Origin of the sequence: Methylobacterium sp. B4 (assembly GCF_003201865.1) — a bacterium.
Classification (GTDB): domain Bacteria; phylum Pseudomonadota; class Alphaproteobacteria; order Rhizobiales; family Beijerinckiaceae; genus Methylobacterium.
In genome coordinates this window covers 386,944-412,892 of the sequence record NZ_QJJJ01000001.1, presented here as the reverse complement: position 1 = coordinate 412,892, position 25,949 = coordinate 386,944, and the positions used below count along the sequence as shown (strand labels likewise).

Here is a 25,949-nt window from a genome sequence, read left to right as displayed (position 1 = left end):
GCCCTCAAACGAGAAACCCGCCGCCGGGAGACCGGCGACGGGCTTTTTCGTCCATCCGCACGCGAGGGGCGGGGCCGCTCCGATGCTTGCGACCGGGAGCGGCCCGTTCCTGCCAGCGATCAGGCCCAGTCGTCGTCGCCGCCGTCACCCAGGTCGCCGCCGAAATCACCGCCGGTATCGCCGCCGCCGAAGGCCGCGTCCTGGAAGCCGCCGTCGCCTCCGCCGAGCGCCGAGCCGAGATCCTGCTCACCGCCGGCCGGGCCGGCCAGGCCCGCGGCCGATGCGCTGCCGAGCTGCGAATGTCCGCCGGCGAAGGCGTTGGAGAGGGCACTGCCGAGCAGCATGCCGCCCGCCGCGCCCGCCGCCATCGGCAGCGCGGTCGCGAGGAAGCCGCCGCCGCGGGCCGGCTGCTGCGCCTGTCCACCCCAGGGACTGCCCTGCTGCGGGCCGCCATAGCCGGGCTGCTGGCCGTATCCGCCCTGCTGCGGACCGCCGTAACCGGGCTGCTGGCCGTATCCGGGCTGCTGCTGGCCCCACTGGCCGCCCTGACGCTGCGGCTCGGAGCGCTGACCGCCGCCGAAGATGCTCGAAAGGAAGCCGCCACCGCCGCCGGAGGGCTGGGCCTGGGCCTGCTGCCGGGTCTGCTCGAGCTGCTGGTTGAGGCTCTTGATCGCCTCTTCCTGAACGTAGATGAGCTGCGCCATCGCGTAGGGCGCGTAGGGCTGGCTGCGCAGCTTCTCGGCGATGAAGCGCTCGGCATCGGCGTCGCGTTGCTGGCCGGATGCTTGTTCGAGCCGCTGGAAGATGCCGTTGATGATGTCGCGTTCTTCGCTGTTCATGGAGCCGTCTCCCTCAGGCGCCGACGGCATCGTCACCGCGCGGCGGCTACGAGATGGGGACCGGTCGAGCTTTTGTCAGGGGGCGGAGCGACGATTGTCGGCCCACGGCCGCCGCCGCATGCGCGTTCGCGCACATGACCGCAGTAGCCGAATGCAGTCACGAAACGAAAAAAGCCCGGCATCGAGCCGGGCTTCTCATGCAGTCCGGCGGCTCGCTTGCGAGCCGCCGGAGAGCGTTGGGGTCTTAGTACGAGCCGAACTTGTAGTTCAGGCCGGCGCGGACGACGGCGAACTCGGTCTCGCGCTGACGGGCGACGTTGCCCGAAGCCAGCACCACGCCCGGGCTGTTCGTGAAGACCAGACCACCGGCGGGGGTGGAACCGAAGGCGCCACGGCCGCCGTTGCCGCGGTCGAGGTTCACGTAGAGACCTTCGACCTTCAGCGTCACGGCCGAGGACTTGAAGAAGTTCAGGAAGGAGTCGGTCGGGAGAGCGTACTCGATACCGCCACCCGCGGCCCAGCCGGTCTGGAAGTCGTCGCTCGACACGCCGGTGCCGAACTCACGACCGCCGCCGGAGCCGTAGGCGAAGCCGCCGGTGCCGTACACGAGGGTGCGGTCGAAGGCGTAGCCGAGACGGCCGCGGACGGTGCCGAAGAAGTCGAGGCCCGACAGGCCGTTCGGGTTGAACACCTGGGTGCCGGCGAGGAGCGGGCCGCCAGCGAGGGCGAAGCGGTTCCGGTCACGGCCGAAATCGACGTACTGGGCGTCGGCTTCGATACCGATCACGACACCAGAGCCCGGGGTGAACTGGTAGTTGTAGCCGATCTGACCACCACCGACGAAGCCTTCGTCGTTGCGACGGTTGCCGAAGGCGACGACAGCGGTCGTGCCCGGGGCAACGAGGCCGGAGGCGCCGTTCACGCCGAGAACGGTCGGGGCGTTGTTGTTGTCACCGGTGCCGAAGCCGTAACCAGCGTTGATACCGGCGTAGAAGCCCGTCCAAGTGAAGACCGGCACCGGCGTGAAGATCGGCGGGGGAGCCGCGCGGCGCGGCAGGTCGGCAGCGAGCGCCGAACCGGCGAAGGCGATGCCGGCGATGGCCGTGCCGGCGCGAAGGAAGGATTTCATCACTCTGGTCCTCTTTGACTGTGCCGAGGCTTCACTCGGAAGCGCAGCGGCACGGTGCCCCGTATCTATGCCAGCATCCCGGAAGATGCTGTTGCGGCTTGACCACGCCGACCGTCCAGAAGGCGGCCCCTTTGTGGCAGTGGTCTTTGGTCTACCGTCGTTCCAACCAAGAAACGTCGCCGAACGGCCAAGGTTCACTTACGGCCAAGCTTTTTTTGGCGACGCTTCCGGACAGATTGTCGCAGGGTGCAACCACGGCGTTCCGCGACGACGGAGGGATACGACGGGACGGCCGGGCTTTCGAGTGTTCCAGCGCACAAAAGCCTAGCTGCAGGCACCGTCGGGGCGCTTGTGGTAATGATGCAACGCACCATGCCTCGCCGCGCCGCACAACAACTCAGGGCGTCAGAGCGATCGCCGAGATGAGACGACCGTAGTCGGGCTCGTTGCGGTGGGTCGTGCGGCGGAAGCTGTAGAACCGGTCGGGATCGGCATAGGTGCACAGGCCGAGCGAGGCGGACTCGCCGACGCCGGCCTGCTCCAGGCGGCCCAGGATGAAGGCCGGCAGATCGAACTGCGCGTGGCCGGGCCGTCCGGGGGCGAAGAAGCGTTCGGCCTCCGGCACCTCGGAGCGGAAGCGCTCCACGAACTCCTCGCCGACCTCGTAGGAGGCCTGAGAGATCGTCGGCCCCAGAACGGCGACGATGTTCTCGCGCCCGGCGCCGAGGCGCTCCATGGCAGCGACCGTCGCCTCGACCACGCCGCCGAGCGCTCCCTTCCAGCCCGCATGCGCCGCGCCGACGACGCGGTTCTCCGGGTCCGCGAAGAGGATCGGGCCGCAATCGGCCGTGGCGATGCCGAGCGCGAGGCCGGGCACGCGCGTGACCATCGCATCCGCCTTCGGGCGCTCATCCAGCGGGAACGGTGCCTCGACGGTCACGACCTCCGCCGAATGCACTTGGTAGAGACTGACGAGGTTGCCCTCGGGCAGCGCGAACTGCGCACACATCCGCGCCCGATTCTCGGCGATTCTGGCCGGCTCGTCCCGCGACCCGATCCCTCCGTTCAGCGAGGCGTAGAGCCCCTCCGAGACGCCGCCCTGACGGGTGAAGAAGGCGTGCCGGACATAGGAGTGCGAGCTGAGCTCGGGCGCTTCGATGAACATGCTGTACGGGCTCTCACGGGGGAGGCGGGAAGGCCGGCAACGGCCCCAGGGCGGTGTGGCTCGCGCCGAGTACCTTGAACAGGGCGCCCATACCGCGCGGATCCGGGTCGATCAGGCGGGCCCGCGCGGCCTCGATCGCCGCGGCCTGGTCCGGCGTCGCCCGGGTCTTCAGCCGCTCGGCGCGCTGGTCGAGACCGAGCGCCAGAAGGAACTCGCGCTGCGTGACCGGGCCGTGCAGGGCCGCGCCCTCGGCCGCGGCAGCGCGGGCGAGCGCCGCGAAATCGACGTGGACCGTCAGATCGGCCTCGCCGGGGCGCGCGAGGGGATCGGCGAAACGGTGGCCCGCCAGCGCCTGGAAGGTATCGCCGTAGCCCGGCCGGTCGTGGCCGTAATCGATGGCGAGCAGGGCGCCGCCCCGGGCGACGATGCGTCGGCAGAGGTCGCGGGTCACTGCGAGCGCTTGGCTCGGCAGGGTCAGCACCGCGCCCTCGGGCGCCTCCGCCTCGATCCGGGGATCAGGCTCCGGATCGAGGCCGAAAATGAGGCTCTCGCCCTCGGGCGCGAGTCCGACCCGGCGCTCGCACCAGCCGCGCCCCGTGCGCACGAACTGGCGGGCCGGCAGGGCGTCGAAGAACTCGTTGGCCAGGACGAGGAGCGGCGCGTCGGGCAGACTTGCGACCGAATCGTGGAAGGTCGGCGCGGCCCCGGACAGCCGCTCGGCCTGGATCCCGCGCAGGACCGGACTCGTCTCGACGAGATGCAGGTCGAAGACGGCGCCGGCCGCGCGCAGCGCCCGGAGCGCGTCGGCCATCAGCGTCCCCCGGCCGGGGCCGAGTTCCACGAGGCAGGGCCGCACATCCGGCGCGGCGGCGGACAGGACGGGGAAAATCGTGGCGGCCCAGGCGCCGAGCAGCTCGCCGAACATCTGGCTGATCTCCGGCGCGGTGACGAAGTCGCCGGACCGGCCGAGGGGATCGCGGGTGGCGTAGTAGCCGTGGCGCGGATGGCCGAGGCAGAGCGCCATGTAGCGGTCGAGGCCGATCGGCCCGCCCGCCCGGATCTCCCGCACGAGCAGTGCGAGAAGCGGCGTGGGCTCGGCCTCCACCGTCAGATCTGCCCGGCTTCCGGGCGGATCTCGGGCCCGTTCGATCGGGGCCGCGTCACGCCGCGGGCGGCGAGCACGATGTAGAGCAGTCCGACCAGCGCCATCGGCACGCAGAGCAGCATGCCCATGGTCACGCCGCCGCCGAGCGCGTTGACGTCCTGCCCGAACAGAAAGCCGAGCTGCCGGTCCGGCTCGCGGAAGAACTCGCAGAAGGTGCGCGCCAGCGCGTAGCCCAGCACGAAGATGCCGCCGAGCAGGCCCGGCTTGCGGAAGCCGAAGCGGCGCACGGCCCAGGCCATGACGACGAAGAGCAGCAGCCCCTCGGTGACCGCCTCGAACAGCTGGCTTGGATAGCGCGGCACGTCGCCCCCGGTGGGGAAGACGACGGCGTAAGCGAAGTCCGGGGCGGGCCGGCCCCACAATTCGCCGTTCACGAAGTTGGCGATGCGGCCGAAGAACAGGCCGATCGGCACTACCACGGCCGCCAGATCCAGCATCGTGTAGCCGTTGAGGCCCCGCGCCCTGGCAAACAGCAGGATCGCCAGGATTGCGCCGAGGAAGCCGCCGTGGAACGACATGCCACCGTTGCGGATCGCCAGGATCTCCAGCGGCTGATCGAGATAGAGCGGCAGATTGTAGAACAGCACGTAGCCGATCCGTCCGCCGAGCACGACGCCGAGCGCCACCCAGACGATCAGGTCGTCGACATCCGTCTGGGTCGGGCGCTTCACCACGCCCCAGAGGGAATCGGCGGCGACCAGCCGGCGCGCGTAGAACCAGCCACCGAGAAGCCCGGCGATGTAGGAGAGCGCGTACCACTTGATCTCGACGGGTCCGATCGAGACCGCGACCGGATCGATGGCCGGGAAGGGCAGGGCGAGAAGCGGCGGCATCGACGGCCCATGAGCGGCTTATCGGACGAAGGCGGCGCATTGGACCCGCGCGGCGTGCGAGGTCAAGGCGACCGACCCGACCGTTGCGCCCGGTGCTCCTGCGGGCGCAATCTTCGGCGTCTCGAGTCCTGCGGGAGGAGGAGCGATGCTGGGCAACGCAGAAATGGTCGCGCGGCTGGTGCTGGCCGGCATCATGGGCAGCGTGATCGGCTTCGAGCGGGAGCGGCTGCTCTGGGCGGCGGGGCTGCGCACGCACATGCTGGTCTGCGTCGGCGCCTGCCTCGCCATGCTCGTCTCGGCCTACGGCTTCGCCGACGTGCTGGGACAGAAGAACGTCACCCTCGATCCCTCTCGCGTGGCGGCGCAGGTCGTGTCCGGCATCGGCTTCCTGGGCGCGGGCACGATCCTTCTGCGGGGCGAGGTGGTGAAGGGCCTGACCACGGCCGCGAGCCTGTGGGCCGTGGCGGCGATCGGACTCGCGGTCGGCGGCGGCCTCTACGTCCCGGGAATCGCCGCGACGATACTCGTGGTGGGCATCCTCGCGGGCGTGAAGCCGATCGAGGAGCGCTGGCGCGATCGGATGCGGACGCGGGAACTCCACCTGACCGTGAAGGCGGGCAGCCTGTCGATCGACACCCTGCAGGAGGTGACCGGCGAGCGAAGCTCGCGCATCCGACAGTTCGTGGTGCGCCCGGGCGAGGGGGAAGGCCTCGAAGTCGTCACCATCGCCTTCGTGCGCCTCTCGCAGGCGAGCGTCGACGACATCGCCCGCCGCCTCAAGGAAAATCCCGCCGTCGTGACCATCCGCTCCGGTCCCGGGGCGTGAGCGGGACGACGCGAATTTCCGCGCTGCCGCACTACTCGGCGGAGCCTCGCCGCATTACGACGTGCGAAGGCAACTCTCTGGGAAGAATCGAGCGAACCATGGTGTCGAAGCGGGTCCCCACGAGTCCCTATCCGGACCAGAAGCCCGGCACGTCGGGCCTGCGCAAGAAGGTGCCCGTCTTCCGGCAGCCCCACTACGTCCAGAACTTCGTGCAGGCGATCATCGACTGCATCCCGGACCGCAAGGGTGCGACCCTCGTGATCGGCGGGGACGGACGCTTCTACAATCGCGAGGTGGTGCAGATCGCCCTCAAGATCGCTGCGGCCAACGGCTTCGGACGGGTGCTGGTAGGGCGCGACGGCCTGCTCTCGACGCCGGCCGCCTCCTGCGTGATCCGCAAGCACGGCGCGGTCGGCGGCATCGTCCTCTCGGCGAGCCACAATCCCGGCGGGCCGGAGGGCGATTTCGGCATCAAATACAACGGCAGCAACGGCGGGCCGGCACCCGAAAGCGTCACGGCGGCCATCTTCGAGCGCACGAAGGCCATCGGCGACTACCGTATCTCCGACGCGCCCGACCTCGACCTCGACCGCGTCGGCACCTCGGAGATCGATGGCATGACGGTAGAGGTGATCGACCCGGTCGCCGACTACGCCGAGCTGATGCGCACGCTGTTCGACTTCGACGCGCTCTCCGAGATGTTCGCTTCGGGCTTCCGCATGCGCTTCGACGCGCTCTCGGCGGTGACGGGCCCCTACGCCAAGGCGATTCTGGAGGGCGCCCTGGGCGCGGCGCCCGGCACCGTCGTCAACGGCGAGCCCAAGCCCGATTTCGGCGGCCACCACCCGGATCCGAACCCGGTTCACGCCCACGAGCTGTTCGAGCTGATGCACGGGCCCGACGCGCCGGATTTCGGCGCGGCCTCCGACGGCGACGGCGACCGCAACATGATCGTGGCGCCGAACCTGTTCGTCACGCCGAGCGACAGCCTCGCGATCCTCGCCGCCCACGCTCACCGGGCGCCGGGCTATGCCGGTGGCCTTGCGGGCGTCGCGCGCTCCATGCCGACGAGCCGGGCGGTCGACCGCGTCGCCGCCTCGCTCGGCATCGAAGCGTTCGAGACGCCCACCGGCTGGAAGTTCTTCGGAAACCTGCTGGATGCCGGCCGCATCACCCTGTGCGGCGAGGAGAGCGCCGGCACCGGCTCGAACCACGTGCGCGAGAAGGACGGGCTCTGGGCGGTGCTGCTCTGGCTCAACATCCTGGCCGCGACCGGCAAGCCGGCCCAGGAGCTGGTGCGGGCGCACTGGGCCGAGTTCGGGCGCGACTACTACACCCGCCACGACTACGAGGAGATCGATGCCGGCGCCGCCAACCGGCTGATGGAGGGCCTGCGTGCCAGGATCGGCGCGCTGCCGGGCACGAAGATCGGCGGCCTCACCGTCGAGGCGGCGGACGATTTCCGCTACGTCGATCCCGTGGACGGCTCGGTGACGGAGGCGCAGGGCGTGCGCATCACCTTCACGGAGGATGCGCGCATCGTCTACCGCCTCTCCGGCACCGGCACCGCCGGAGCGACCCTTCGGGTCTACATCGAGCGCTACGAGGCGGCGCGGGACAGGCTGGAACTGCCGGTGGCTGAGGTTCTGGCACCCGTGGTCGCCGTGGCCCGCGAACTGGCCGACATCGAACGGCTCACCGGCCGCGCGGAGCCGAGCGTCGTGACGTGAGGCGCGGACGGTCGCGCCCGGACGCCGTGCGGGCCTCTGCGGCGCTGGTCCTTCTCATCGCGGCGGGAGGGCCGACCCCGGCCGCCGAGACGGGGATCGGCAGCGCCCGCTTCGACCTGCCCGTGTTGTTCGAGGATTGGACCCGGCGGGACGCGAGCGACGGCCTGCTGTTCCAGCGCGTCTACGAGCCGACGACCCCGCGCGGACGCAAGGGCATGGCGATCCTGCTGGTCGCCAAGCCCAAGCCCGCCTCCGGCGCCTTCGACGCGGCCTTCGCGCAGTTCGTCCGCGGCTTCAAGCAGATCCCGACCGAGGGCAAGCCGCTGACCGCGCGGTCCGGCGAGACCCTCGACGGACACCGCATCCGGATCGAGCAGCGCTGCTGCCGCTCGAGCGAGGGACTGCGCATGAACGCGTGGCAGGTCGGGATCGCGGCCGGGGCGAGCGAGCACTACCTCATGCTCCTCACGCTCCAGCTCGAACGCGAGGCCGAGAAGCCACTGCGGGAAGCCTTCGAGGCGCTGGTGCGCTCCTATCGCCCGACGAAAGAGGATCGCGGCTTCATCCTGGAGCCGAAGGCGGGCGACGGTGGCATGGAAGGGCTCTTTTCGCGCACCGAGACCCGGCTGATGCCGAACGCCTTCGGCGGGATGGATTTCATCGCCGATCAAGCGACGCTGCTGTTCGACAAGGGCGGCCTCTACACCACCGAACTGCCCCGCGACGGCGACATCGCCGCCCATTGCCGAAAAGAAGTGGAGACCTGCGGCACCTATGGGATGAAGGGCGGGTGGCTTTCGGCAAACCGCATCGACCGGGTCGACATCGAGGGCAAGTTCGGCCTCGCGACACGCTCCAGCGAGGCGTTCGCCCGCGCGAAGGACGGGGTGACGATCGGCGACAAGAGCTACGCCCGGAAACCGCCCTTCGCCGAGGGTCACCGCTTCTCCGGTACTTGGAGCCACACCTTCGGATCGAGCGGCCCGACGGGCTCGGTCGGCGGGGCGCGCACGCTGACGCTCACCTCGGACGGACGCTTCACCCGGGAGGGCAGCACGGGCTTTTCCTCGACCGGCGGCGCGGTCGACGGCGGCAGCACGGTCGCGGGCCACAGCCGCCGGCCGGTGCAGAGTGGGCGCTACGCAGTTTCGGGCTACCGGATCATGCTCACAGACGATGCGGGCGGGGCGGATTCGCTCAGCCTGTTCGCGCCGGACCGCGACGATGACAAGCTTCTGGTGATCGGCGGGTCGAACTACCTCAAGCAAGGACGGTGAAGGGGCGGCAGGCTCCGCGCTTCCGTCATCGCGAGCCGTCAGGAGAAGCGAACCAGCTGCACGACGGTGCCGGCAGCACTCTCGGACGATCTTTTGCTTAGCGTCACTCAGGTCTGGTTCGGCTTGAGCTGATAGAAGATGTGCCGGCCGATCATGTCCTTGCGCTTGAGCCGGCGCGACCAGCCGGGCTTCACGTAATCGGCATGGTAGTGCGTCGCGCCGCCGACCTCGCTGAGATAGGTCTTCCCCTGGATCACGGCGCTGGCGACGCGGGTCGCGCTGCGCCAGGAATCCCCGTCGGTGATGCGCAGCGACTTGCCCTCGCAGGCGAAGGAGAACTGGCAGCCCATGAAGCGATGGCGGTTCTGATAGACCACGCCGCAGACGCTCGACGGGTAGAGCCCGCTCTTGACGCGGTTCAGCACGACCTGGGCGACGGCGGCCTGACCATCTTCCGGCTCGCTGCGGGCCTCGAAGTAGACGGCCTCGGCGAGGCAGCGCTGCTCGCGGTCCATCGCATCGGGCTCGATCAGGTCGGCGTAGCGATGGGCCGCCTCCGGTGCGGAGGCCGGCGGGTCGAGAGGCGAGGGGCCGCGGTCGAGCCGCGCGGAGAAGCCGGGAAGCACGAGGCTCGCCGCGGCGACTTCGATCGGAGTGGCGTCGGCGGGAGCGGGCGTCACCGAGGAGAGGGCCACGGCGCGGGGCGTCGAGGGCGTGGCGCCGTCGGAATCCGGCAGGGAGGGAAGTCCGTCCTCGCCCGGCTCGGCCCCGTGGTTCGAGCCCGGTACCGCGACGAAACCCGCATCGATCACGTCCGGGTTCCAGGCGGTGGAGGCGGCGAGCGAGCCGGTTACGGCAACGTCGTGCGGCGCGAGCCGGCCGAAGCGCAGGCTCGCGTCGGTGCCCGCCGTCGCGGTGAAGGAGACCAGCAGGCCGCTGGCCAGCATCCACGGCACCACCGCCGAGACGATCCAGCGCGGACCGAGTCCCAGCCCTCGAACGCGTCTCGCACGCAACGCCGTTACTCCACGCTCACGAGCGGCCGGACGGCCCAGCCTAGAACATGGCGGGACGAACGTGCCTGACGGAGGCGAGTTTAATCGCGAACGTGGTTGCCGGACGGTTAAGGGGCCGGGCGTCCGTGGCGCTGGGCCAATCCGCCGACGACGACGGCGACGTAGCCGGTGCCGTTCTGCGCCGTGATGATCATCCGGCCCGCCTCGCGCTCGCTGCGCTCGGACACGAGGTAGACCAGTCCCGTGATCCCAAGAGCCGTCACGAGGCTGGCGAGGATCCAGAGATAGGCGGCCTGCATCGCGCGATGGCCGGGAACGATGGTGCGATGATCGAGAAAAGCGGAAGGCGAGTCGGGATTCGACATGTCTGCACGTCCCGCGGGAGCCCTGGCCGGACCGGCCGATCGGCGCTGCCCGCGCATCGGTTGTCCGCTAGCAGGTAACGTGCCGCCGCAACACGGGTTCATCCCGTGATCCGCAAAATTATTGCAACGCTTGTCGCCCCCGAAGCGGGGCGAGCCGGCGCGGACCGGTAGTGCCGGTCCGCGCGGGGTCATATCGTGCCGCCTCAGGCGTCCTTGCCGAGGGCCGCCTGGGCCGCGGCGAGGCGGGCGATCGGCACGCGGAAGGGCGAGCAGGAGACGTAGTCGAGGCCGACTTCCTGGCAGAAGCCGATCGAGGCCGGATCACCGCCATGCTCGCCGCAGATGCCGAGCTTGAGCCCGGCGCGGGTCGCGCGGCCGCGCTCGACACCGATCTTCACCAGTTCGCCCACGCCCTCCTGATCGATCGACACGAACGGATCGACCGAGAGGATGCCCTTCTGGGTATAGGGCCCGAGGAAGGTCGCGGCGTCGTCGCGGGAGATGCCGAGCGCGGTCTGGGTGAGATCGTTGGTGCCGAAGGAGAAGAACTCCGCCGTCTCGGCGATTTCGCCGGCCTTGAGCGCCGCGCGCGGCAGCTCGATCATGGTGCCGACCTGATAGTCCAGCGTCTCGCCCGTCTCCTCCGCAACCGCCTTGGCCATCGCGTCGATGCGGGCCTTGACGATGTCGAACTCCATCCGCGTGAAGACCAGCGGCACCATCACCTCCGAGGTCACCGGGGCGCCGGTATCCTTGGCGGCCTGCACCGCGGCCTCGAAGATCGCGCGGGCCTGCATCTCGGCGATCTCGGGGAAAGCGATGGCGAGGCGGCAGCCGCGGAAGCCGAGCATCGGGTTGTGCTCGGACAGTTCGCGGATGCGGTTGCGGATCTTGTCCTCCGGAATACCGGTGGCGGACTGGACCTCCTGGATCTCCTCGTCCGTGTGCGGCAGGAACTCGTGCAGCGGCGGGTCGAGCAGGCGGATCGTGACGGGCAGACCCGACATGATCGTGAACAGCTCCACGAAGTCCTGGCGCTGGTAGGGGAGGATCTTGGCGAGCGCGGCGCGGCGGCCTTCCGTGTCGTCGGCGAGGATCATCTCGCGCACGGCCACGATCCGGTCGCCCTCGAAGAACATGTGCTCGGTGCGGCACAGGCCGATGCCTTCCGCGCCGAACTTGCGGGCGGCGCGGGCGTCGGCCGGGGTGTCGGCGTTGGTGCGCACCTTCATCGTGCGGACCGCATCCGCCCACTCCATCAGGGCAGCGAAGTCGCCCGACAGCTCCGGCTGGAGCATCTTGACCTCGCCCTGGATCACCTGACCGGTCGAGCCGTCGATGGTGATGACGTCGCCCGCCTTCAGGGTCACGCCGCCGACGGTCAGCGTCTGCGCCTTGTAGTCGATGCGGATCGAGCCGACGCCGGAGACGCAGGGCTTGCCCATGCCGCGGGCGACCACCGCCGCGTGGCTGGTCATGCCGCCACGGGTGGTGAGGATGCCTTCCGCGGCGTGCATGCCGTGGATGTCTTCGGGCGAGGTCTCGATGCGCACGAGGATGCAGCGGCGCTCGGCCTTCTTGGCGGCTTCCGCGGCTTCCGAGTTGAACACGATCTCGCCGACGGCGGCGCCCGGCGAGGCAGGCAGGCCGGTGGCGATGACCTTGCGCTCGGCATCGGGGTCGATGGTCGGGTGCAGGAGCTGATCGAGCGCGCCCGGCTCGATGCGCTTGATCGCCTCTTCCTTCGAGATCAGGCCCTCGCCCGCCAGTTCGACGGCGATGCGCAGGGCCGCCTTCGCAGTGCGCTTGCCGTTGCGGGTCTGGAGCATCCAGAGCTTACCCCGCTCGATGGTGAACTCCATATCCTGCATATCGCGGTAGTGTTTTTCGAGGATCCCGTAGATCCGCGTCAGCTCGGCGAAGCTCTCGGGCATCGCCTTTTCCATCGACGGCTTGTCGGACTTGGCCTCGATGCGGGCCTTCTCGGTGATGTCCTGCGGGGTGCGGATGCCCGCCACCACGTCCTCGCCCTGGGCGTTGATGAGGAACTCGCCGTAGAGCGCGCTCTCGCCCGTGGAGGGATTGCGGGTGAAGGCCACGCCCGTGGCCGAGGTGTCGCCCATGTTGCCGAACACCATGGCCTGGACGTTGACGGCCGTACCCCAGCTCTCGGGGATCTGGTTCAGCTCGCGGTACTTCTTGGCCCGCGGAATCATCCAGGAATCGAACACCGCGCCGATCGCGCCCCAGAGCTGGTCCTCAGACTTCTGCGGGAAGTCCGAACCGTGCTCGTCGCGAACGATCTTCTTGTAGACGCCGATCAGGTGCTTCCAGTCGTCGGCCTTCAGCTCGGTGTCGAGGGTGAGGCTCTTCTCTTCCTTGTAGTGCTCCAAAGCCTCTTCGAAGGCGTGGTGCTCCACGCCGAGCACGACGTTCGAGTACATCGTGATGAACCGGCGGTAGGAATCGTAGGCGAAGCGCTCGTCGTCCGCGTCCTTGGCCAGGGCCTCGACCGTGGAATCGTTGAGACCGAGGTTGAGGACCGTGTCCATCATGCCCGGCATGGAGGCGCGGGCGCCCGAACGGACCGAGACGAGCAGCGGCTTGTCGGCATCGCCGAAGCGGCGGCCGGTCAGCGCGCCGACCTTCTCAAGGGCCGCCTTCACCTCGTCGGCGAGTTCCGCCGGGAAGGTCTCGCCGTTCTGGTAGTAATAGGTGCAGACTTCCGTCGTGATCGTGAAGCCGGGGGGGACCGGCAGACCGAGATTGGACATCTCGGCGAGGTTCGCGCCCTTGCCGCCGAGCAGGTTGCGCATCGACGCCTCGCCCTCGGCCTTGCCGTCACCGAAGGAATAGACCCATTTCGTCATCAGGCTCTCCGCTGGACGGATGTGGCGACCGTAAAGCGCCGTTCCCGCGGGCGTGGCGCATCTCATGTCGCAGTGCAAGGATAAGCTTCGGATCGCTCCACCGCGAGGAGTGACGAAGCGGGCGCTCTGTCAGAGCTTGGCATGCATCCAGCGAACGGGGATGGCCGGGGTGCAAAACTGTCTCGGCCGGCGCGGGCTCGGCCCTACGTCAGGTGGCGCAGCACGCCGAGACCGATCAATCCGACGACGATGAGGTACACCGCGACGATGTAGTTCAGCAGCCGCGGCGCGATCAGGATCAGGATCCCGGCGAGGATCGCGATGATCGGCTGCAGGTTCGAAACGGTGATGGTCATCTGACGAGTTCGGTCACGCACATGTCAGCGGCCAAGCTTGACCGCCAAGTGACGAACGGCGGCGAGGGCCGGTGGGTTCCCCGCACTGGCCCTTGCGCGCCCGCGGTCGGTCTCAGGCGCGGTACTTCCCGCTGCGCTTCACGATCACCCGCGCTCCCGTCGGGACACGCTCGTAGAGATCGACGATGTCCTCGTTGAGCATGCGCACGCAGCCCGACGACATCTGCTCGCCGATGCTCCAGGGCTCGTTGGTGCCGTGGATGCGGAACATCGTGTCGCGGTTGCCCTGGTAGAGGTAGAGCGCGCGGGCGCCGAGCGGGTTGTCGATGCCGCCCTTGCGCGATCGCTCGATACCGGGATTGAGCGAGACCATCGTCGTGGTCGGGCTCCAGTCGGGCCAGACGCCCTTGCGGCCGATGCGGGCATCGCCCTTCCACGAGAAGCCGGCCTTGCCGACGCCGACGCCGTATTGCAGCGCGGTGCCACCCTCCTGCACGAGGGCGAGCTGGCGCTTGTCGATATCGACGACGATGGTGCCCGGCGCCTCGGGGCCGGCATAGGCGACTTCCTGGCGGCGGTACTTCGGATCGATGCGCGAGCGATCGACGAGCGGCACGTCGAACGGCTTGTCCGGCATCGTTCCGATGTACCAAGCCGCATCGTCCTCGCCTCCCGCGAGGGGCCCGGGCTTGGAGGATTTGCAGGCGGCGAGCGGCACGAGGCAGAGCGCGACGAGCGTCGCCCTGCGGATGGTGTGGCGGGCGGCCATGGCGGCTCCTGTCGGCGCTCCCGGGATCGGGTTCGAGTGGCACGTCATGCGCCATCACTACCCGGCCCGGCGGGGATACGGTGTGACTTCGAGGCCGCAATCGCCCAGGAACGTCGCCGCGATGCCGGCTCGACCCTCGCGTTCACCGCCATATCTCAGCCCACGCTGCGATTGCGGAGGAGAGACCGGATGCCCGAGACCGAGACCGAACTCGTAGAGCAGGGCGGCACGGCGACGGCGACGCTCGCCCCGGCCATCCATCTCGATCACTGCGTCATCCACGTGTCCGACTGGGAGCGTTCGACCGCCTTCTACCGGGACGTGCTGCGCGCGGAGGTGATCCCGTTCGGCCGGGGCGTGGTGTTCCGTTTCGGGGGCGTGCAACTCAACGTCCATGGACCCGGCCAGATCGGCACCCCGCGGGCCCGAGAGCCGGTGATGCCGGGCGGAAGCGACCTCTGCTTCCGCTGGTCCGGCCCGATCGAGGACGCGGTGGCGCATCTGACCGCCCACGGCGTTCCGGTCGAACTCGGGCCCATCGAGCGCAACGGCGCGGCCGGCCCGGGGATCAGCGTCTATTTCCGCGACCCGGACGGCTCGCTCATGGAATTCATCACCTACCCGACGCCGTAGGGATCCCGGCCTCGCCGACCCGCCGCAACCGGCCTCGGGCCCGGCGGGTTGATCCGTCATGCATCGACGGAGACAGACCATGACACCCAGGATACTCGGCGGCGCGGTCCTGGCCGCCGCGCTGACCCTTGCGGCCGCGCCGGCCTCGGCCTTCGGCACCGGCGGCTCGTCGGGCGAGGGCGACGGCTATCTGCGCCAGCAATTGCAGAACCCCGGCTACGTCGAGCCGAGCCCCTACGCCTATCGCAACGGCTATCGCCGCAACGATCCGGGCGCGCGCTACGAGGCGTGGCGGCGGGGCTATCCCATCTACGGCGAGTGGGGCTGGAAGTACCGCTGATCCGACCGGGTTCACCGGGTCAGGCGTTGCCGACGCGCTCCGCCAGCCGCTGGTTGGTCTGTTCGAGGCGCAGCGCGAGGTCGCGCATCACGGCGATGCCGATCTGCGGAAACTGGGCAAGCAGTTCGAGGAAGACGTCGCGGTCGATCCGCAGCGCGGTGGTCGGCGCGTCGGCGGTAACGGTGGCCGAGCGCGGCTGGTCGGCAAGGATACCCATCTCACCGACGAGGGCGTTGGCGCCCAGCAGCGCGAGGCGGACGGGGCCGAAGGGCCCATCGATCGAGACAGCGGCCGACCCTTCGAGGATGAGATAGGCCGCATCCGCCGCCTCGCCGCGAACGAAGAAGTCCTGCCCCGCCTCGAAATGCACCCGCTCGCTGGTGAAGGCGAGCAGCTTGAGCCGCGACGGCTCCACCTCGCGGAACAGGGGCACCTGCCGCAGGGACATCACCTCGGTATCGAGGGTCATGGGTTCACTCCGAAGCGCCGTCCGGGACGGCGGGCGGACAAAGCCCGCCGGTAGACGCGCCGGCCGGCCCTGTCAAAGCGGCGGGCGTTCCAGCCCGCCGACCGGCGCGAACTCCGGCACCATAATGCCGTCCCTTACCCCTCGCGGCCCGTGCTGAGCCCGATCTCACCCGGCCGCGGCGGGTGCTTGGTGGTGGGGTGGGGATGCGGCGAGTCGATCGGCTCCTCGCGCGTGGCCGGCGTCCGGCTGTCTTCGGGCGCCGGCATCGGCGGCAGCGGCGTCGGGTTGGGTTCGGGCAGGCCGACGGGCCCGGCTTCGGACTTGGCCAGGGCGGCCGCCTTTACCATATGGCGATTGGTCATATCCGGCTCCTCTCGGATGTGGCCGCCCCGTCGGGGCCTGTTCACAACTTCGCGTAAAATCTTGGCCTGAGCGCAGCTAACGCATGGTGCGAACAGGAGTTTCCCGCCTCTCCCGGTTGATACGGCCAAGGAACAATCGAGTGCGCTGAAGGTTGAGGAGTGTGTACAAACTAAGCCTGAGGAGGCGCGCATGGCATCTGGTAATTCGACTTCGAAGCGAGGTTTCGCGTCGATGAATATCGAACGGCAGCGTGAAATCGCCAGCAAGGGCGGCCGCTCCGTTCCCGCGGACAAGCGCTCCTTCTCCCAGGACCGCGAACTCGCTTCATCGGCCGGCCGCAAGGGCGGGCAATCGACCGGGCGCACCGGCGAAGCGTAATGCGACCGAGGCGGGACCGGGCGCATTCCAGGCGCCCGACCGCCCCGGTTCTCGCAAGGCGGAACTATCCTTCTTCCTCCGCGCCCGGGGCTTTGTGCCGCGCCGGGGCTGGGCTCACGCTCAGGAAGCCGCGTCCACTCGCGCCAGCTCACGCCATTTGAGGACGAGATCCTCCAAAACCTGGAGGTCCGGCGCTTCGAGGCGTCCGAGAGTGCGCGAGACGTAGGTGGCCTGCGCGGCGATCCCGCGTGCGGCGAGATCTGCGCCCGCTGGCGTGAGATGCAGAGCGTGCGAGCGGCGATCACCCGGAATCGCGCGGCGTTCCACGAGGCCCGCCTCTACCAGTCGATCGATCAACCCTGAGACGTTGCCCTTGGTCACGTAGAGCCGGGCAGCGAGATCCTGCTGGGTGAGGCCTTCCCACTCGCTCAAGGTGGAGAGCACGTCAAACTGAGGGATCGAAAGACCGAGTTCGCGCAGTTCCGCGGCCACGGCGGCGATGACGCGCCGGTTGAGGCGGATGAATCGGAACCATACCCGCAGGGCATCGGCAGGCTCGGTGCTCGGATCGGGACGCTCGGACATCTTCGTCCGGCTTGTAGCAGAGCTGGAAGCGGACGGCATGCCCTCGCTTTCGCTGCGTGCAAGCGCATCATCCGGGCGCCGGGCCCCCGCGGCCCGAGCCGCGAGTGGCGCGGGGGTGCTTCAGCCTGTAGACTGACCGTCCAGCTTTTCATTTCCTTCCCGAGGCCATGCGCCGTCAGCTTCTCGACGAACCGATGACGCGGGCCGGGCGCTATGCCCGGACGCTCGCCCTGTTCTCCCTGATCGTCACCGGCATGGCCGTCCTGATCGTGCGCAGTCCCTCCGCCGAGGCCGCGCCCGCTCTGGCCGTGCTCGGCAGCGGCATCGCGCTCTCCCTGTTCGCCGTGGGCTTTGCGGTCTTCGCGATGGTGCGGGTCTGGCGCGAGGGGGCGGGCGGTCTCGGTGCCGCCCTGGGCGGCCTGTTCGTGGCGAGCCTCGTCCTGGCCTACCCGGCCTACGCCGCCCTTAAGGGCGTGCGCCTGCCGGCGCTGACCGACGTGACCACGGATATCGAGCGCCCGCCGGCCTTCTCGCGCTCTCGCCTTGCCTTCGCCGCCCGCGAGGGCCGCTACCCGCCCGATCCGGGCCCGGCGACGCGGGAGGCGCAGCGGGCAGCCTATCCACAGATCGCCCCGCTCACCCTCGACGTCGGCGCCGACGAAGCATTCGAACTGGCGCGCAAGGCTGCGGTGAATCGCAAGTGGCAGATCGTGGAAGCGATCCGTCCCGGGGGGCGGATCGGGAACGGCCGCATCGAAGCGGTGGCCCATACCCGCATCCTGAACCTTCCGGCGGACATCACCGTGCGAGTCCATCCGCGGGCGGACGGCGCGCGCATCGACGTGCGGTCCGCCTCGCGCATCGGCGACCGGGACTTCGGCGACAATGCGGATCGCATCCGCTCCTACCTCGACGAGGTTGCCAACCTCGCCATCGCGCTGAAGTAGCGCCTCACGAAGTGTCCGATCGAGCGCGTCGGGTTTGGCCCGCCTTCGTCATCGCGCGCGTCGGCGAGGCGATCCGGCGGCGTGGCCTGCCTGGATCGTGCGGCGCCCTGAATTGCCACGGCTTCGCCTCGCACCGACGGACGGAGGCCGAAAGAATCAGCCGGAGATCGTCTCACACCGGGCGGAAGTGGCCGTCGAGCAGGGGCGGACCGTCCGTGGTGGCCAACCCGCGCTCCACCAGATCCTCCAGATGGGCGAAGACCGAGAGCGCCGCCGCGCCGAGCAGATGCGGCGCGAGCCCCTGGTAGACCGCGCCGACGATCGCAGCGATGTCGCGGTCGCCCGCTTCGAGCCGGGCGCGGATCGCCGCCTCGCGCTGGCGGCGATGGGCCGCGAGTCCTCGCACGAAGCGGCGCGGATCGCGCACGGGGCCGCCATGACCCGGCCAGTACAGTGTCTCGCCGCGCTGCCGCAGCCGCTCCAGGGAAGCCATGTAGGCCCGCATCGAACCGTCCGGCGGGGCGACGATGGAGGTCGACCACGCCATCACGTGATCGCCGGAGAACAGCACGTTCTCTTCGGGCAGAGCGAAGGCGAGGTGGTTCATGGTGTGGCCCGGGGTAGCCAGCGCGGTCAGGGTCCAGCCCTCGCCCGTCAGGCTCTCGCCGTCGGCCAGTTCCCGGTCGGGCCGGTGCTCGCGGTCGGCGCTCGCGTCGAGGACCGGCAGCTCGTTTTCGGCGAGGCTGCGGGCCGCCCGGTGCGGGCCGCAACCGACGATCGGCGCGCCCGTGCGCGCCTGGAGCAGGCGGGCTCCGGGAGAATGGTCGCGGTGGGTGTGGGTCACGACGATGGCCTCGACCCGCTCGCTTCCGAGTGCGGCCAGAAGCGCCTCGACATGCTCGGCATCCGCCGGCCCCGGATCGATCACGGCGACCCGGCCGTGCCCAACCACGTAGCTGCAGGTTCCGCTCGCAGTGAAGGGACCGCCGTTGGGGCAGATCCGCCGCCGCACGAGCGGGCTCACGGCCTCCATGCGCCCGGCCGGGGGCAGGGCGCTCTCAAGGCCGGTGGCGGCGTTCGGGGTGCCCGCGGAGAGTTCGCTCATGCTGTTCCGCTTCAAGCAGGGGGCGGTTTTGCCCGCCTACGACAGCGCGGCGGTTTCGCCAACTCCCGGAACGCGATGGCTCAGTGGCCGAAGGGTGAGGGCGCGACCATCCGCAATGGCGCGAAACCGGTGCCGGCTCGCGGCATCACCTCGGCGAAGCCCGCGGGCGCAGGGTCGGTGCCGATGTCCAGCCGCAGGCGCGCGACCTGCGCTTCCGCCACACGGACCCGCCGGGTGCGGGTCTCTGCGACCTGCAGGCTGCGGCGGTAAGCCGACGCCGCAGCGTCCCGGCGAAGGGCGCCGACGCGCGCCTCGATGGCCTCGCGAAGATGCCGGCCGGACGGCGCCGTGCGGTAATCGGCCAGCACCGGGCCACCGCGGGAGAGGTTCGTCACCAAGTCGGCGCCGTCCTGCGAGGCGATCACGTCGCCCGCGCGCAGGGTCCGATCCCGGCCGAGATCCATGAGGGGACCGGCCTGCCCGGCGGGCTGGCAGGAGCAGCCTTCGACGCGCTCGCGACGGAACAGGTTGGCCCGCACGAGGCGGCGATAGGGCTGGCCGCCGAGGCCGACCGCCTCCTGCATCTCGGACCGGCCGGGCGCCAGGGTGTAAAGCTCGCTCGGCGCGTTCGGACAGGCGGCCGCGCAGGCCGCAGCATGGACTGGAAGGTCGGCCCGCGCGCGCAGGCGGCCGATGGGAAAGACGTATCCGTCGCATAGCCGCACGCAGACGGTCCGGGTGCCGGCCGCGAACGAAGCCGTGGAGACGGCGTACGACGCCGCACTCTTGCGGCCGGCGGCCTCGCGGCGCGCCTCGATGCGGGGCGTGCGCTGCACGAGCCGGGACTCGGCGGAGCGCCGAGGATCGGGCAGGGAGGCGTAGCGCCGGGGATAGGCAGGCTGCTCCGGCCGAACGACCGGGGCGGGTGCCGGCTGCGGGGCACCGAACAGCGACCCGAACAGCTTGGTCAGTACGTCTCCCTCGGAGGCGCGGACCATCGTCGCGGAGGCAGTGCAGCCGAAGCCGAAGAGTACGAGCAGGAAGGATACCCGCCATGCGCCGAAGCGTCGGTGTCCGCCGCCTGGGCGCAATACTGGTCGCCCGCCAAGTTCCGGGCGCACGTTTGCCGAACGTCATCTCCGCCGCTCCGTCGATCCGGCGCGGGCCGGATGTCTTACACGGCGCGGAGCTAGGCGGCGGCACACGGGCACGGCAACTTCGTGAAAACCACGCAGAGACCGATGCACGCGCCGTCGCCTGGCGGCGGGCTCGAGGCTCGTCGGCGCAAGTCGTTCTGAAGCCGGCGCATTCCGAATCGTCGGACGAACGGCTGATCGAGCCTGCCATTAAAACGGCTGTGGAGAACGGAGGACACCACGAAAAAAGCGCCGTCCTCGCGGACGGCGCTCGGCCTCAACCAATATGGGAATTTCGAGTTTCGCCGCTCAGCGGCGGCGAGCCGTCTTCACGCGAACGGGGATGGGTTGCAGCACCGGCTGCGGCGACAGCGCCGAAGCGAGCCGCTCCGTGGCGGCGAGAACGGCTTTCACCAGGGCGGTACCGAGGGCTGCGGGCTTTCTCTGTGCAGGCACGCCGAACGCCTCCTTCGCGATCTCAGTCTGAGCGTTGAAGATGAGATGGTGACGAACGGTCGGTTTTGCCAGTCGGTTCCAGACCGGTCCCGCCCCGGGCGAAAACGCGCACCGGGCGGCCCAGCAAAGCGCTGGACAAGTCGGAACCGAAAAGGAACTTCGGCCGAAAACTTAGCGTTATTGAACCCAAGAGGCTGCGGCACGGGCCGCGCCAGTCTTTGGAAGGAACTTCGAAATGCTCGGTTGGGCTGTTACGTTCCTGGTGGTTGCCCTTGTCGCGGCCCTGCTGGGCTTCGGCGGCATCGCCGGCACGGCCATGGAGGCCGCCAAACTCGTCTTCTTCATCGCGATCGTCCTGTTCGCGATCTCCGCCGTCATCGGCCTGATGCGCGGTCGTTCGCCGACCCTGTAGCGGGCCTGCACGTCCCGATTACGCTACTTCCCTCGGCCGGTGCGCCGGGGGAAGTCTCCTGAAGACCGGAGCTTCGTGTGTCATACAAATGGAGCCGCCCCCGTATCGCGGGAGCGGCTCAGCCTGCATCACACGGAACTTGTTCTCAGGCTTCCGCGGGATCGTCCGGCGTAGGCCCATCGTCGAGACGGGCGATAAGGTCGCGGAAGCGGTCCGGGATCGGTTGCTGCACGACGGAATCGTAGAGCGCGCGCAAATGGTTGCCGATGCGCCTCTGGCTCTGGTCGTTCAACCCGCTTTCGCCACGCGCCCGAGTGGGCCGGTCTCCGGAAGGAGACATGCCGGCCGGCTCGTCCTCGTTCATGCTTTCAAGATCCCCTTGGCGCCATACCTGCTGCGATTGTCTTGCAGCTTGACATGAGTCATGGCTGCAGCAGCAACGCCGGCATGCGGTTTCGGTTCCGCAGGTGCCAGGAACGGACGTCGAGCCGCCGCGTTAGGGGCGCAGCGACAACGAAGAGCGAAGAGGCTCAGGGGAACTCATGTCCACAGCACAATTGGTCGTGCAGCATCTGCCGTACCTGCGCCGCTACGCGCGGGCGCTCACGGGAAGCCAGGTCGCCGGCGATGCCTACGTGGCCGCGACGCTGGAGACGCTGGTCAACGAGCCCGAGACCCTCGGCCGCAGCACCAACGTCAAGGCCGACCTCTTCCGCGTCTTCACGCGCATCTGGAATTCTCTCTCGGTCAACGGCCATAGCGATCAGGTTCAGCACGATCTTCCCGCCGAGGTTCGGCTGGGACAGATCACGCCGCTGCCGCGCCAAGCCTTCCTGCTTTCCTGCCTCGAAGGCTTCTCGGAAGAGGATGCCGGCGTCATCCTCGACGTGGACGTGGCCAAGGTGCGCGACCTCGTCGACGAGGCGGGCCGCGAACTGGCCGCCGACATGGCGACCGAGATCTTGATCATCGAGGACGAGCCGCTGATCGCCATGGACCTCGAGGCCCTGGTAGAGGGTCTCGGCCACAACGTCATCGGCGTGGCCCGCACCCGCAGCGAGGCGGTCAAGATCGCCTCCGATGGCAAGCGTCCGGGTCTGATCCTGGCCGACATCCAGCTCGCCGATGGCTCGTCCGGCCTCGACGCGGTCAACGACCTCCTGAAGACCTTCGAGGTGCCGGTGATCTTCATCACCGCTTACCCGGAGCGCTTCCTCACGGGCGAGCGGCCGGAGCCGGCCTTCCTCATCGCCAAGCCGTTCCAACCTGCCAACGTGTCGGCGGTGATCAGCCAAGCGCTGTTCTTCCAGCAGAGCGCCCGTCGCCGCGAGGCGCGCAGCGCCTGATCTATTCGACCTTCGCGGTTTCCAACCGAGGGCGCCGGCCGTTGAGGCCGGCGCCTTTTTCTTTGGCGCTGCAATTTCCCCGGCGCCGCCACGGGCGGCCCATTCGAGACGGCGCGCAAGAAAAAACGGGCCGGACCATTGTCCGACCCGTCGAAAGGTTCCGGCCGATGCACAAGGGGAATGCGGGGAGGACCAGGTGGCCGGGTGCTCGAACAACGATGCAGCCCTGAAACAGTTCCGGACAATCGACCCGGCGCAATCCTTTTCGATCCACAGAGGCTTTTTTGCCACGCTTGGCGCGGCTTATCATCCTACCGCAGCGCGCAAAAATTATCTTCGATCGAGGTCAGAATACTGGTTTGATCCGAAGCGGGACAGTGAAGGAACCGGAGATCGAAAAGCAGCGTTGTGACGACAACCTGTCAAGCTCCCATCGGAGATCGCGAAGATGCTTCGGCCCGGCTTCATCCTCGGTGTGACTGGCCCCGCTGCGATCCTCACCGTGCTTCTGCTGCCGGTCGTCCGGCAGGAGGCCGACGCGATGGCGGCCTCGCCCCCCACCGGCGCCCGCGTCGCCTACGAGGCGCCCGCCTCGCCGCTGCCGGGCATGCGCCCCTACTCCACCGCCATCAGCCCGATCCACGTCGCGGCCGCTCCCCGTCCGGCGGCCCGCACGGAGACGGCGCCGAGCCGCTCGGCGCAGGAGGAGCTGCCGGTCAAGCCGCGGCGCCTGACCCGCGAAGGCTGCGAGACGCCGATCAGCTCGCTGGCCGGCCCGGAGGCCCGCCGCATGGTCCCCGGCCGCTGCATGACCTGAAGCCGGGCCGTACGCCCCGGATCGCTAAGCCGGACGGCTCACCTTCTCGACATCCGCCGTCGGGCCTGCTGGCGTTATCCGCTCTCGGGTGACAAGGCGGTCGCCGGGGCCGAAGGTGCCCAGCGGCACGTCCCGGTCGGGCAGCACCACGGTCGTCATCGTGTTGACGTGGACGAGCACGTAGCGCCGCAGCGGTAACGAGGCGGCGGCCCAGCGCCGCAACTGGTCGTGATAAGGCGCGCGCTTCCAGGCCCCCGCCTGACCCGGATCGACCTGCACGTTCAGGAAGCGCGTGACGGGATCGAGGCTCAGCACCATCTTCGCCCGATCCGGTCGCCATTCGGGCCCGATCCAGCTCTCCGTCATCCAGAGACAATGAAAGGCCCGGCAATGGTCGGGCCGCTCGGCATGGATGCCGCAGCCGCCGCCGGAGCGGACATGCCGGCACCAGCGCCCGGCCGGGCTTTCCACCGCCGGCACTTCGTAGACCTTGCAGCAGAGTGTGCAGGGTCCGCAGCTGCGGCCCTCGGCGGGCATGGCGACGATGGAGGCGGGATCGAGCATCGCGGGTGGCGGCACGTCTATCGAGAGCGTCGGGACGACGCCTTCCTGACGGCGATTGCGGCCGTTAGTGTGGCGGCGCTGCCGGCGCGTCCCGTCGGCCACATCTCCGGCTGCCCCGCATCATGTTGTCGAACATCGCCGCCCGCGACGTCGAGACCCTGATCCACCCCTACACCAACCTCGCCACCTTCCGGGACACGGGCCCGCTCGTGCTGGAACGCGGTCACGGCGTCTGGGTCTACGACACGGACGGGCGCCCCTACCTCGAAGGGATGGCCGGACTCTGGTGCACGGCGCTCGGCTACGGCAACGAGGAACTGGTCGAGGCGGCGGCCGAGCAGATGGGCCGGCTGCCCTTCGCGCACCTGTTCTCGGGGCGAAGCCACGATCCGGCGATCGAACTGGCCGAGACACTCAAGGAGCTGATGCCGGTCCCGACCTCGAAGATCTTCTTCACTTCGTCGGGCTCGGAGGCGAACGACGCGCAGGTGAAGCTTGTCTGGTACATGAACAACGCCCTCGGGCGCCCGCGCAAGAAGAAGATCATCGGCCGCCGGAAGGGTTATCACGGGGTCACGGTCGCGACCGCATCGCTGACGGGCCTGCCCGCGAACCACACCGACTGGGACCTGCCGATCGCCGGCTTCCTGCACGCGGCCTGCCCACACCATTACCGGGGGGCCGAGCCCGGCGAGAGCGAGGAGGCCTACTCGCAGCGCCTCGCCGCGGAGCTTGAGGCGCAGATCCTCGCCGAGGATCCCGACACGGTGGCCGCCTTCTTCGCGGAGCCGGTGATGGGCGCGGGCGGCGCGATCGTGCCGCCGGCCGGCTACTTCCCCGCGATCCAGGCCGTCCTCGACCGCTACGACGTGCGCCTGATCGCCGACGAGGTGATCTGCGGCTTCGGCCGGCTCGGAACATGGTTCGGCGGGCAGTCTCTGGGCATGCGCCCCCATACCCTCTCCTTCGCCAAGGCGCTGACCTCCGGCTACCTGCCGCTCGGCGGCATCAGCATCGACGAGCCGCTCTACCGGGCCATGCTCGACGAGAGTGCCAAGCTCGGCGGCTTCGGCCACGGCACCACCTATTCCGGTCACCCGGTCGCGTGCGCCGTCGCCAACCGTGCGCTGCACATCTACCGGCGCGACCGCATCGTCGAGTGCGCCGCGGAGCGGGCACCGCATTTCCAGGCGGCGCTCGCCCGTCTCGCCGACCATCCCCTGGTCGGCGAGGCGCGGGGCATGGGGCTGATCGGCGGGATCGAGATCGTGGCCGACAAGGCCAGCAAGCGGCAATTCGATCCGAAGGCGGGCGTTGCGGCGCGGTGCGTCGCCTTCGCGCAGGCCGAGGGATTGATCGTCCGCTTTCTGGCCGGCGACCGCATCGCCGTCTGCCCTCCGCTCGTGATCCAGCCGGACGAGATCGACACCCTGTTCGAGCGCCTGACCCGCGCCCTCGACGCGACCGCCGGATGGATCACGCGGGAGGGCGTGGCGCTCGCGCCGCCCCCCTGAACCGGCGGGAGCGCAGTTACGGCAATTCGGGCGTAAATCGGGCAGGCGCGTTACAAGATACGGTGCACTGCAATGCACTATCGCGCAGTGCAAAAACTGATGCCGTAGCCTGCTTGGTTTCAGAGCGTGCATGAAATGCAGGCTTCAAGCCCGCCTTAAGCTTCCGTTCATGTGAACCGAACGATCAAGGGAAGCGCGGCATCTTCTCGATCTCGCCGCCCATGTCGGGCCGATCGGCGGTCCCGGTGTACTCGGTGTACGAACCCGGGCGCCGCGACCGGATCGAACCGTTCCGAAGCGCAAACAGGACAGGATCCATGTACGCCCCCAGCCGAACCTCGACCTTCGCGGCAGAATCGGGCAGCGCCGCCCGTGTGACCGTGGCCGGGGATCGCGAGAATTTCCGTCCCGTCGCCCTGCCGGCCCTGGCCGCCGCCGTCCACGTCAACACCGTTTCCCTGAAGGCGGCGCGGGCCAAGGCGCAGGCCCGGAATGCCACCCGCTTCGTCCACGAGGACCAGCCGGTCGACTGAGCGCGTTCCGG

At 69.3% G+C, this 25,949-nt stretch carries 30 protein-coding genes; 12 read left to right on the top strand and 18 right to left on the bottom strand.

Annotation, left to right across the window (positions count from 1 at the left end; translation table 11 throughout):
- Nucleotides 1-119: 119 nt before the first annotated feature.
- The 5 genes from BY998_RS02050 to lgt all read right to left on the bottom strand — a co-directional run bounded on the left by BY998_RS02050 (nt 120) and on the right by lgt (nt 5,131).
- Nucleotides 120-839: a DUF2076 domain-containing protein gene (locus BY998_RS02050; RefSeq protein ID WP_110349944.1), complete on the bottom strand. Its 720-nt coding sequence runs from the start codon at nt 837-839 to the stop codon at nt 120-122.
- A 244-nt stretch (nt 840-1,083) separates the two neighbouring features.
- Nucleotides 1,084-1,968 carry an outer membrane beta-barrel protein gene (locus tag BY998_RS02045; protein WP_110349943.1) on the bottom strand — a complete coding sequence of 295 codons (885 nt, stop codon included), beginning with the start codon at nt 1,966-1,968 and terminating at the stop codon, nt 1,084-1,086.
- 397 nt (nt 1,969-2,365) lie between these two features.
- Entirely contained in the window at nt 2,366-3,133 is a 768-nt protein-coding gene (pgeF, locus tag BY998_RS02040) for a peptidoglycan editing factor PgeF (protein ID WP_110349942.1), read from the bottom strand.
- Between the two features lie 13 nt (nt 3,134-3,146).
- Nucleotides 3,147-4,238: an SAM-dependent methyltransferase gene (locus BY998_RS02035; protein WP_110349941.1), complete on the bottom strand. Its 1,092-nt coding sequence runs from the start codon at nt 4,236-4,238 to the stop codon at nt 3,147-3,149.
- 2 nt (nt 4,239-4,240) lie between these two features.
- Nucleotides 4,241-5,131, bottom strand: a complete 891-nt coding sequence (lgt, locus tag BY998_RS02030; protein WP_110349940.1) for a prolipoprotein diacylglyceryl transferase — start codon at nt 5,129-5,131, stop codon at nt 4,241-4,243.
- A 145-nt stretch (nt 5,132-5,276) separates the two neighbouring features.
- Here lgt and BY998_RS02025 point away from each other — a divergent pair, with 145 nt between their 5' ends.
- The 3 genes from BY998_RS02025 (at nt 5,277) to BY998_RS02015 (ending at nt 8,964) form a co-directional block, all read left to right on the top strand.
- Complete coding sequence (locus BY998_RS02025; protein WP_110349939.1) at nt 5,277-5,957, top strand: MgtC/SapB family protein; 681 nt, start codon at nt 5,277-5,279, stop codon at nt 5,955-5,957.
- Between the two features lie 98 nt (nt 5,958-6,055).
- Nucleotides 6,056-7,687, top strand: a complete 1,632-nt coding sequence (locus BY998_RS02020) for an alpha-D-glucose phosphate-specific phosphoglucomutase (protein WP_110349938.1) — start codon at nt 6,056-6,058, stop codon at nt 7,685-7,687.
- Entirely contained in the window at nt 7,684-8,964 is a 1,281-nt protein-coding gene (locus tag BY998_RS02015; protein ID WP_245421444.1) for a hypothetical protein, read from the top strand. The genes BY998_RS02020 and BY998_RS02015 overlap by 4 nt, the downstream gene beginning before the upstream one ends.
- 107 nt (nt 8,965-9,071) lie before the next feature.
- Here BY998_RS02015 and BY998_RS02010 read toward each other — a convergent pair whose 3' ends face one another.
- The 5 genes from BY998_RS02010 to BY998_RS01990 form a co-directional block, all read right to left on the bottom strand.
- Nucleotides 9,072-9,980 carry a cell wall hydrolase gene (locus BY998_RS02010; RefSeq protein ID WP_110349936.1) on the bottom strand — a complete coding sequence of 303 codons (909 nt, stop codon included), beginning with the start codon at nt 9,978-9,980 and terminating at the stop codon, nt 9,072-9,074.
- A gap of 107 nt (nt 9,981-10,087) precedes the next feature.
- Nucleotides 10,088-10,345, bottom strand: coding sequence for a hypothetical protein (locus BY998_RS02005; RefSeq protein WP_110349935.1), 258 nt, complete (start codon nt 10,343-10,345; stop codon nt 10,088-10,090).
- Nucleotides 10,346-10,548: 203 nt separating this feature from the next.
- The gene (gene ppdK / locus BY998_RS02000; protein ID WP_110349934.1) at nt 10,549-13,215 is read right to left on the bottom strand and encodes a pyruvate, phosphate dikinase; all 2,667 of its coding nucleotides are present in this window, start codon (nt 13,213-13,215) and stop codon (nt 10,549-10,551) included.
- Between the two features lie 203 nt (nt 13,216-13,418).
- The gene (locus tag BY998_RS01995; protein WP_110349933.1) at nt 13,419-13,571 is read right to left on the bottom strand and encodes a DUF3096 domain-containing protein; all 153 of its coding nucleotides are present in this window, start codon (nt 13,569-13,571) and stop codon (nt 13,419-13,421) included.
- A 112-nt stretch (nt 13,572-13,683) separates the two neighbouring features.
- Nucleotides 13,684-14,340 carry a L,D-transpeptidase gene (locus BY998_RS01990; RefSeq protein WP_110349932.1) on the bottom strand — a complete coding sequence of 219 codons (657 nt, stop codon included), beginning with the start codon at nt 14,338-14,340 and terminating at the stop codon, nt 13,684-13,686.
- A 189-nt stretch (nt 14,341-14,529) separates the two neighbouring features.
- On the opposite strand from BY998_RS01990, the gene BY998_RS01985 reads away from it, so the two are divergent.
- Together BY998_RS01985 and BY998_RS01980 are read left to right on the top strand one after the other, a co-directional pair.
- Nucleotides 14,530-14,973 (top strand): VOC family protein, encoded by a 444-nt coding sequence (locus BY998_RS01985; protein WP_110349931.1) that lies wholly within the window; start codon nt 14,530-14,532, stop codon nt 14,971-14,973.
- A gap of 79 nt (nt 14,974-15,052) precedes the next feature.
- Nucleotides 15,053-15,313 (top strand): hypothetical protein, encoded by a 261-nt coding sequence (locus BY998_RS01980; protein ID WP_110349930.1) that lies wholly within the window; start codon nt 15,053-15,055, stop codon nt 15,311-15,313.
- 19 nt (nt 15,314-15,332) lie between these two features.
- Here BY998_RS01980 and BY998_RS01975 read toward each other — a convergent pair whose 3' ends face one another.
- The gene (locus BY998_RS01975; RefSeq protein ID WP_110349929.1) at nt 15,333-15,782 is read right to left on the bottom strand and encodes a Crp/Fnr family transcriptional regulator; all 450 of its coding nucleotides are present in this window, start codon (nt 15,780-15,782) and stop codon (nt 15,333-15,335) included.
- Nucleotides 15,783-15,916: 134 nt separating this feature from the next.
- Nucleotides 15,917-16,144, bottom strand: coding sequence for a hypothetical protein (locus BY998_RS01970; RefSeq protein ID WP_110349928.1), 228 nt, complete (start codon nt 16,142-16,144; stop codon nt 15,917-15,919).
- A 232-nt stretch (nt 16,145-16,376) separates the two neighbouring features.
- On the opposite strand from BY998_RS01970, the gene BY998_RS01965 reads away from it, so the two are divergent.
- Nucleotides 16,377-16,523 (top strand): KGG domain-containing protein, encoded by a 147-nt coding sequence (locus BY998_RS01965; protein WP_003599456.1) that lies wholly within the window; start codon nt 16,377-16,379, stop codon nt 16,521-16,523.
- Between the two features lie 120 nt (nt 16,524-16,643).
- Here BY998_RS01965 and BY998_RS01960 read toward each other — a convergent pair whose 3' ends face one another.
- Nucleotides 16,644-17,108 (bottom strand): MarR family transcriptional regulator, encoded by a 465-nt coding sequence (locus BY998_RS01960; protein WP_110349927.1) that lies wholly within the window; start codon nt 17,106-17,108, stop codon nt 16,644-16,646.
- 167 nt (nt 17,109-17,275) lie between these two features.
- On the opposite strand from BY998_RS01960, the gene BY998_RS01955 reads away from it, so the two are divergent.
- The gene (locus tag BY998_RS01955) at nt 17,276-18,055 is read left to right on the top strand and encodes a DUF1499 domain-containing protein (protein WP_110349926.1); all 780 of its coding nucleotides are present in this window, start codon (nt 17,276-17,278) and stop codon (nt 18,053-18,055) included.
- A 172-nt stretch (nt 18,056-18,227) separates the two neighbouring features.
- Here the strand turns inward: BY998_RS01955 and BY998_RS01950 are convergent, their stop codons facing one another.
- From BY998_RS01950 to BY998_RS24205, 3 genes are all read right to left on the bottom strand, one after another.
- Nucleotides 18,228-19,160 carry an MBL fold metallo-hydrolase gene (locus BY998_RS01950; RefSeq protein WP_110349925.1) on the bottom strand — a complete coding sequence of 311 codons (933 nt, stop codon included), beginning with the start codon at nt 19,158-19,160 and terminating at the stop codon, nt 18,228-18,230.
- An 80-nt stretch (nt 19,161-19,240) separates the two neighbouring features.
- Nucleotides 19,241-20,158, bottom strand: a complete 918-nt coding sequence (locus tag BY998_RS01945) for a DUF2865 domain-containing protein (protein ID WP_110350247.1) — start codon at nt 20,156-20,158, stop codon at nt 19,241-19,243.
- A gap of 447 nt (nt 20,159-20,605) precedes the next feature.
- Nucleotides 20,606-20,752 (bottom strand): hypothetical protein, encoded by a 147-nt coding sequence (locus BY998_RS24205; RefSeq protein ID WP_181425406.1) that lies wholly within the window; start codon nt 20,750-20,752, stop codon nt 20,606-20,608.
- A 235-nt stretch (nt 20,753-20,987) separates the two neighbouring features.
- Between BY998_RS24205 and BY998_RS01940 the strand changes: the two genes are divergently transcribed.
- Complete coding sequence (locus BY998_RS01940) at nt 20,988-21,164, top strand: DUF1328 domain-containing protein (RefSeq protein ID WP_110349924.1); 177 nt, start codon at nt 20,988-20,990, stop codon at nt 21,162-21,164.
- A 145-nt stretch (nt 21,165-21,309) separates the two neighbouring features.
- Here BY998_RS01940 and BY998_RS01935 read toward each other — a convergent pair whose 3' ends face one another.
- Nucleotides 21,310-21,528, bottom strand: coding sequence for a NepR family anti-sigma factor (locus BY998_RS01935; protein WP_110349923.1), 219 nt, complete (start codon nt 21,526-21,528; stop codon nt 21,310-21,312).
- A gap of 178 nt (nt 21,529-21,706) precedes the next feature.
- Here BY998_RS01935 and BY998_RS01930 point away from each other — a divergent pair, with 178 nt between their 5' ends.
- Together BY998_RS01930 and BY998_RS01925 are read left to right on the top strand one after the other, a co-directional pair.
- Nucleotides 21,707-22,510 (top strand): response regulator, encoded by an 804-nt coding sequence (locus BY998_RS01930; RefSeq protein WP_110349922.1) that lies wholly within the window; start codon nt 21,707-21,709, stop codon nt 22,508-22,510.
- Between the two features lie 448 nt (nt 22,511-22,958).
- Entirely contained in the window at nt 22,959-23,327 is a 369-nt protein-coding gene (locus BY998_RS01925) for a hypothetical protein (protein ID WP_110349921.1), read from the top strand.
- Nucleotides 23,328-23,351: 24 nt separating this feature from the next.
- Here BY998_RS01925 and BY998_RS01920 read toward each other — a convergent pair whose 3' ends face one another.
- Nucleotides 23,352-23,891 (bottom strand): hypothetical protein, encoded by a 540-nt coding sequence (locus BY998_RS01920; RefSeq protein WP_110349920.1) that lies wholly within the window; start codon nt 23,889-23,891, stop codon nt 23,352-23,354.
- Nucleotides 23,892-24,013: 122 nt separating this feature from the next.
- Between BY998_RS01920 and BY998_RS01915 the strand changes: the two genes are divergently transcribed.
- Nucleotides 24,014-25,405: an aminotransferase gene (locus BY998_RS01915; RefSeq protein ID WP_110349919.1), complete on the top strand. Its 1,392-nt coding sequence runs from the start codon at nt 24,014-24,016 to the stop codon at nt 25,403-25,405.
- A 317-nt stretch (nt 25,406-25,722) separates the two neighbouring features.
- Nucleotides 25,723-25,938, top strand: coding sequence for a hypothetical protein (locus tag BY998_RS01910; RefSeq protein WP_110349918.1), 216 nt, complete (start codon nt 25,723-25,725; stop codon nt 25,936-25,938).
- The last annotated feature ends 11 nt before the right edge of the window (nt 25,939-25,949 follow it).

Bases quoted from the DNA above. Each gene is read 5' to 3' on its own strand.
- BY998_RS01910 (WP_110349918.1), top strand. From the start codon at position 25,723: ATGTACGCCCCCAGCCGAACCTCGACCTTCGCGGCAGAATCGGGCAGC.
- BY998_RS02045 (WP_110349943.1), bottom strand. From the start codon at position 1,968: ATGAAATCCTTCCTTCGCGCCGGCACGGCCATCGCCGGCATCGCCTTC.
- BY998_RS01955 (WP_110349926.1), top strand. From the start codon at position 17,276: ATGCGCCGTCAGCTTCTCGACGAACCGATGACGCGGGCCGGGCGCTAT.
- BY998_RS01950 (WP_110349925.1), bottom strand. From the start codon at position 19,160: ATGAGCGAACTCTCCGCGGGCACCCCGAACGCCGCCACCGGCCTTGAG.
- BY998_RS02050 (WP_110349944.1), bottom strand. From the start codon at position 839: ATGAACAGCGAAGAACGCGACATCATCAACGGCATCTTCCAGCGGCTC.
- BY998_RS01915 (WP_110349919.1), top strand. From the start codon at position 24,014: ATGTTGTCGAACATCGCCGCCCGCGACGTCGAGACCCTGATCCACCCC.
- BY998_RS01985 (WP_110349931.1), top strand. From the start codon at position 14,530: ATGCCCGAGACCGAGACCGAACTCGTAGAGCAGGGCGGCACGGCGACG.
- BY998_RS02020 (WP_110349938.1), top strand. From the start codon at position 6,056: ATGGTGTCGAAGCGGGTCCCCACGAGTCCCTATCCGGACCAGAAGCCC.
- BY998_RS01945 (WP_110350247.1), bottom strand. From the start codon at position 20,158: ATGGTCCGCGCCTCCGAGGGAGACGTACTGACCAAGCTGTTCGGGTCG.
- BY998_RS01995 (WP_110349933.1), bottom strand. From the start codon at position 13,571: ATGACCATCACCGTTTCGAACCTGCAGCCGATCATCGCGATCCTCGCC.
- BY998_RS01980 (WP_110349930.1), top strand. From the start codon at position 15,053: ATGACACCCAGGATACTCGGCGGCGCGGTCCTGGCCGCCGCGCTGACC.
- BY998_RS01970 (WP_110349928.1), bottom strand. From the start codon at position 16,144: ATGACCAATCGCCATATGGTAAAGGCGGCCGCCCTGGCCAAGTCCGAA.
- BY998_RS01975 (WP_110349929.1), bottom strand. From the start codon at position 15,782: ATGACCCTCGATACCGAGGTGATGTCCCTGCGGCAGGTGCCCCTGTTC.
- BY998_RS02005 (WP_110349935.1), bottom strand. From the start codon at position 10,345: ATGTCGAATCCCGACTCGCCTTCCGCTTTTCTCGATCATCGCACCATC.
- ppdK (WP_110349934.1), bottom strand. From the start codon at position 13,215: ATGACGAAATGGGTCTATTCCTTCGGTGACGGCAAGGCCGAGGGCGAG.
- BY998_RS01930 (WP_110349922.1), top strand. From the start codon at position 21,707: ATGTCCACAGCACAATTGGTCGTGCAGCATCTGCCGTACCTGCGCCGC.
- BY998_RS02025 (WP_110349939.1), top strand. From the start codon at position 5,277: ATGCTGGGCAACGCAGAAATGGTCGCGCGGCTGGTGCTGGCCGGCATC.
- BY998_RS01935 (WP_110349923.1), bottom strand. From the start codon at position 21,528: ATGAACGAGGACGAGCCGGCCGGCATGTCTCCTTCCGGAGACCGGCCC.
- BY998_RS01960 (WP_110349927.1), bottom strand. From the start codon at position 17,108: ATGTCCGAGCGTCCCGATCCGAGCACCGAGCCTGCCGATGCCCTGCGG.
- BY998_RS01940 (WP_110349924.1), top strand. From the start codon at position 20,988: ATGCTCGGTTGGGCTGTTACGTTCCTGGTGGTTGCCCTTGTCGCGGCC.
- lgt (WP_110349940.1), bottom strand. From the start codon at position 5,131: ATGCCGCCGCTTCTCGCCCTGCCCTTCCCGGCCATCGATCCGGTCGCG.
- BY998_RS01925 (WP_110349921.1), top strand. From the start codon at position 22,959: ATGCTTCGGCCCGGCTTCATCCTCGGTGTGACTGGCCCCGCTGCGATC.
- BY998_RS01920 (WP_110349920.1), bottom strand. From the start codon at position 23,891: ATGCTCGATCCCGCCTCCATCGTCGCCATGCCCGCCGAGGGCCGCAGC.
- BY998_RS01990 (WP_110349932.1), bottom strand. From the start codon at position 14,340: ATGGCCGCCCGCCACACCATCCGCAGGGCGACGCTCGTCGCGCTCTGC.
- pgeF (WP_110349942.1), bottom strand. From the start codon at position 3,133: ATGTTCATCGAAGCGCCCGAGCTCAGCTCGCACTCCTATGTCCGGCAC.
- BY998_RS01965 (WP_003599456.1), top strand. From the start codon at position 16,377: ATGAATATCGAACGGCAGCGTGAAATCGCCAGCAAGGGCGGCCGCTCC.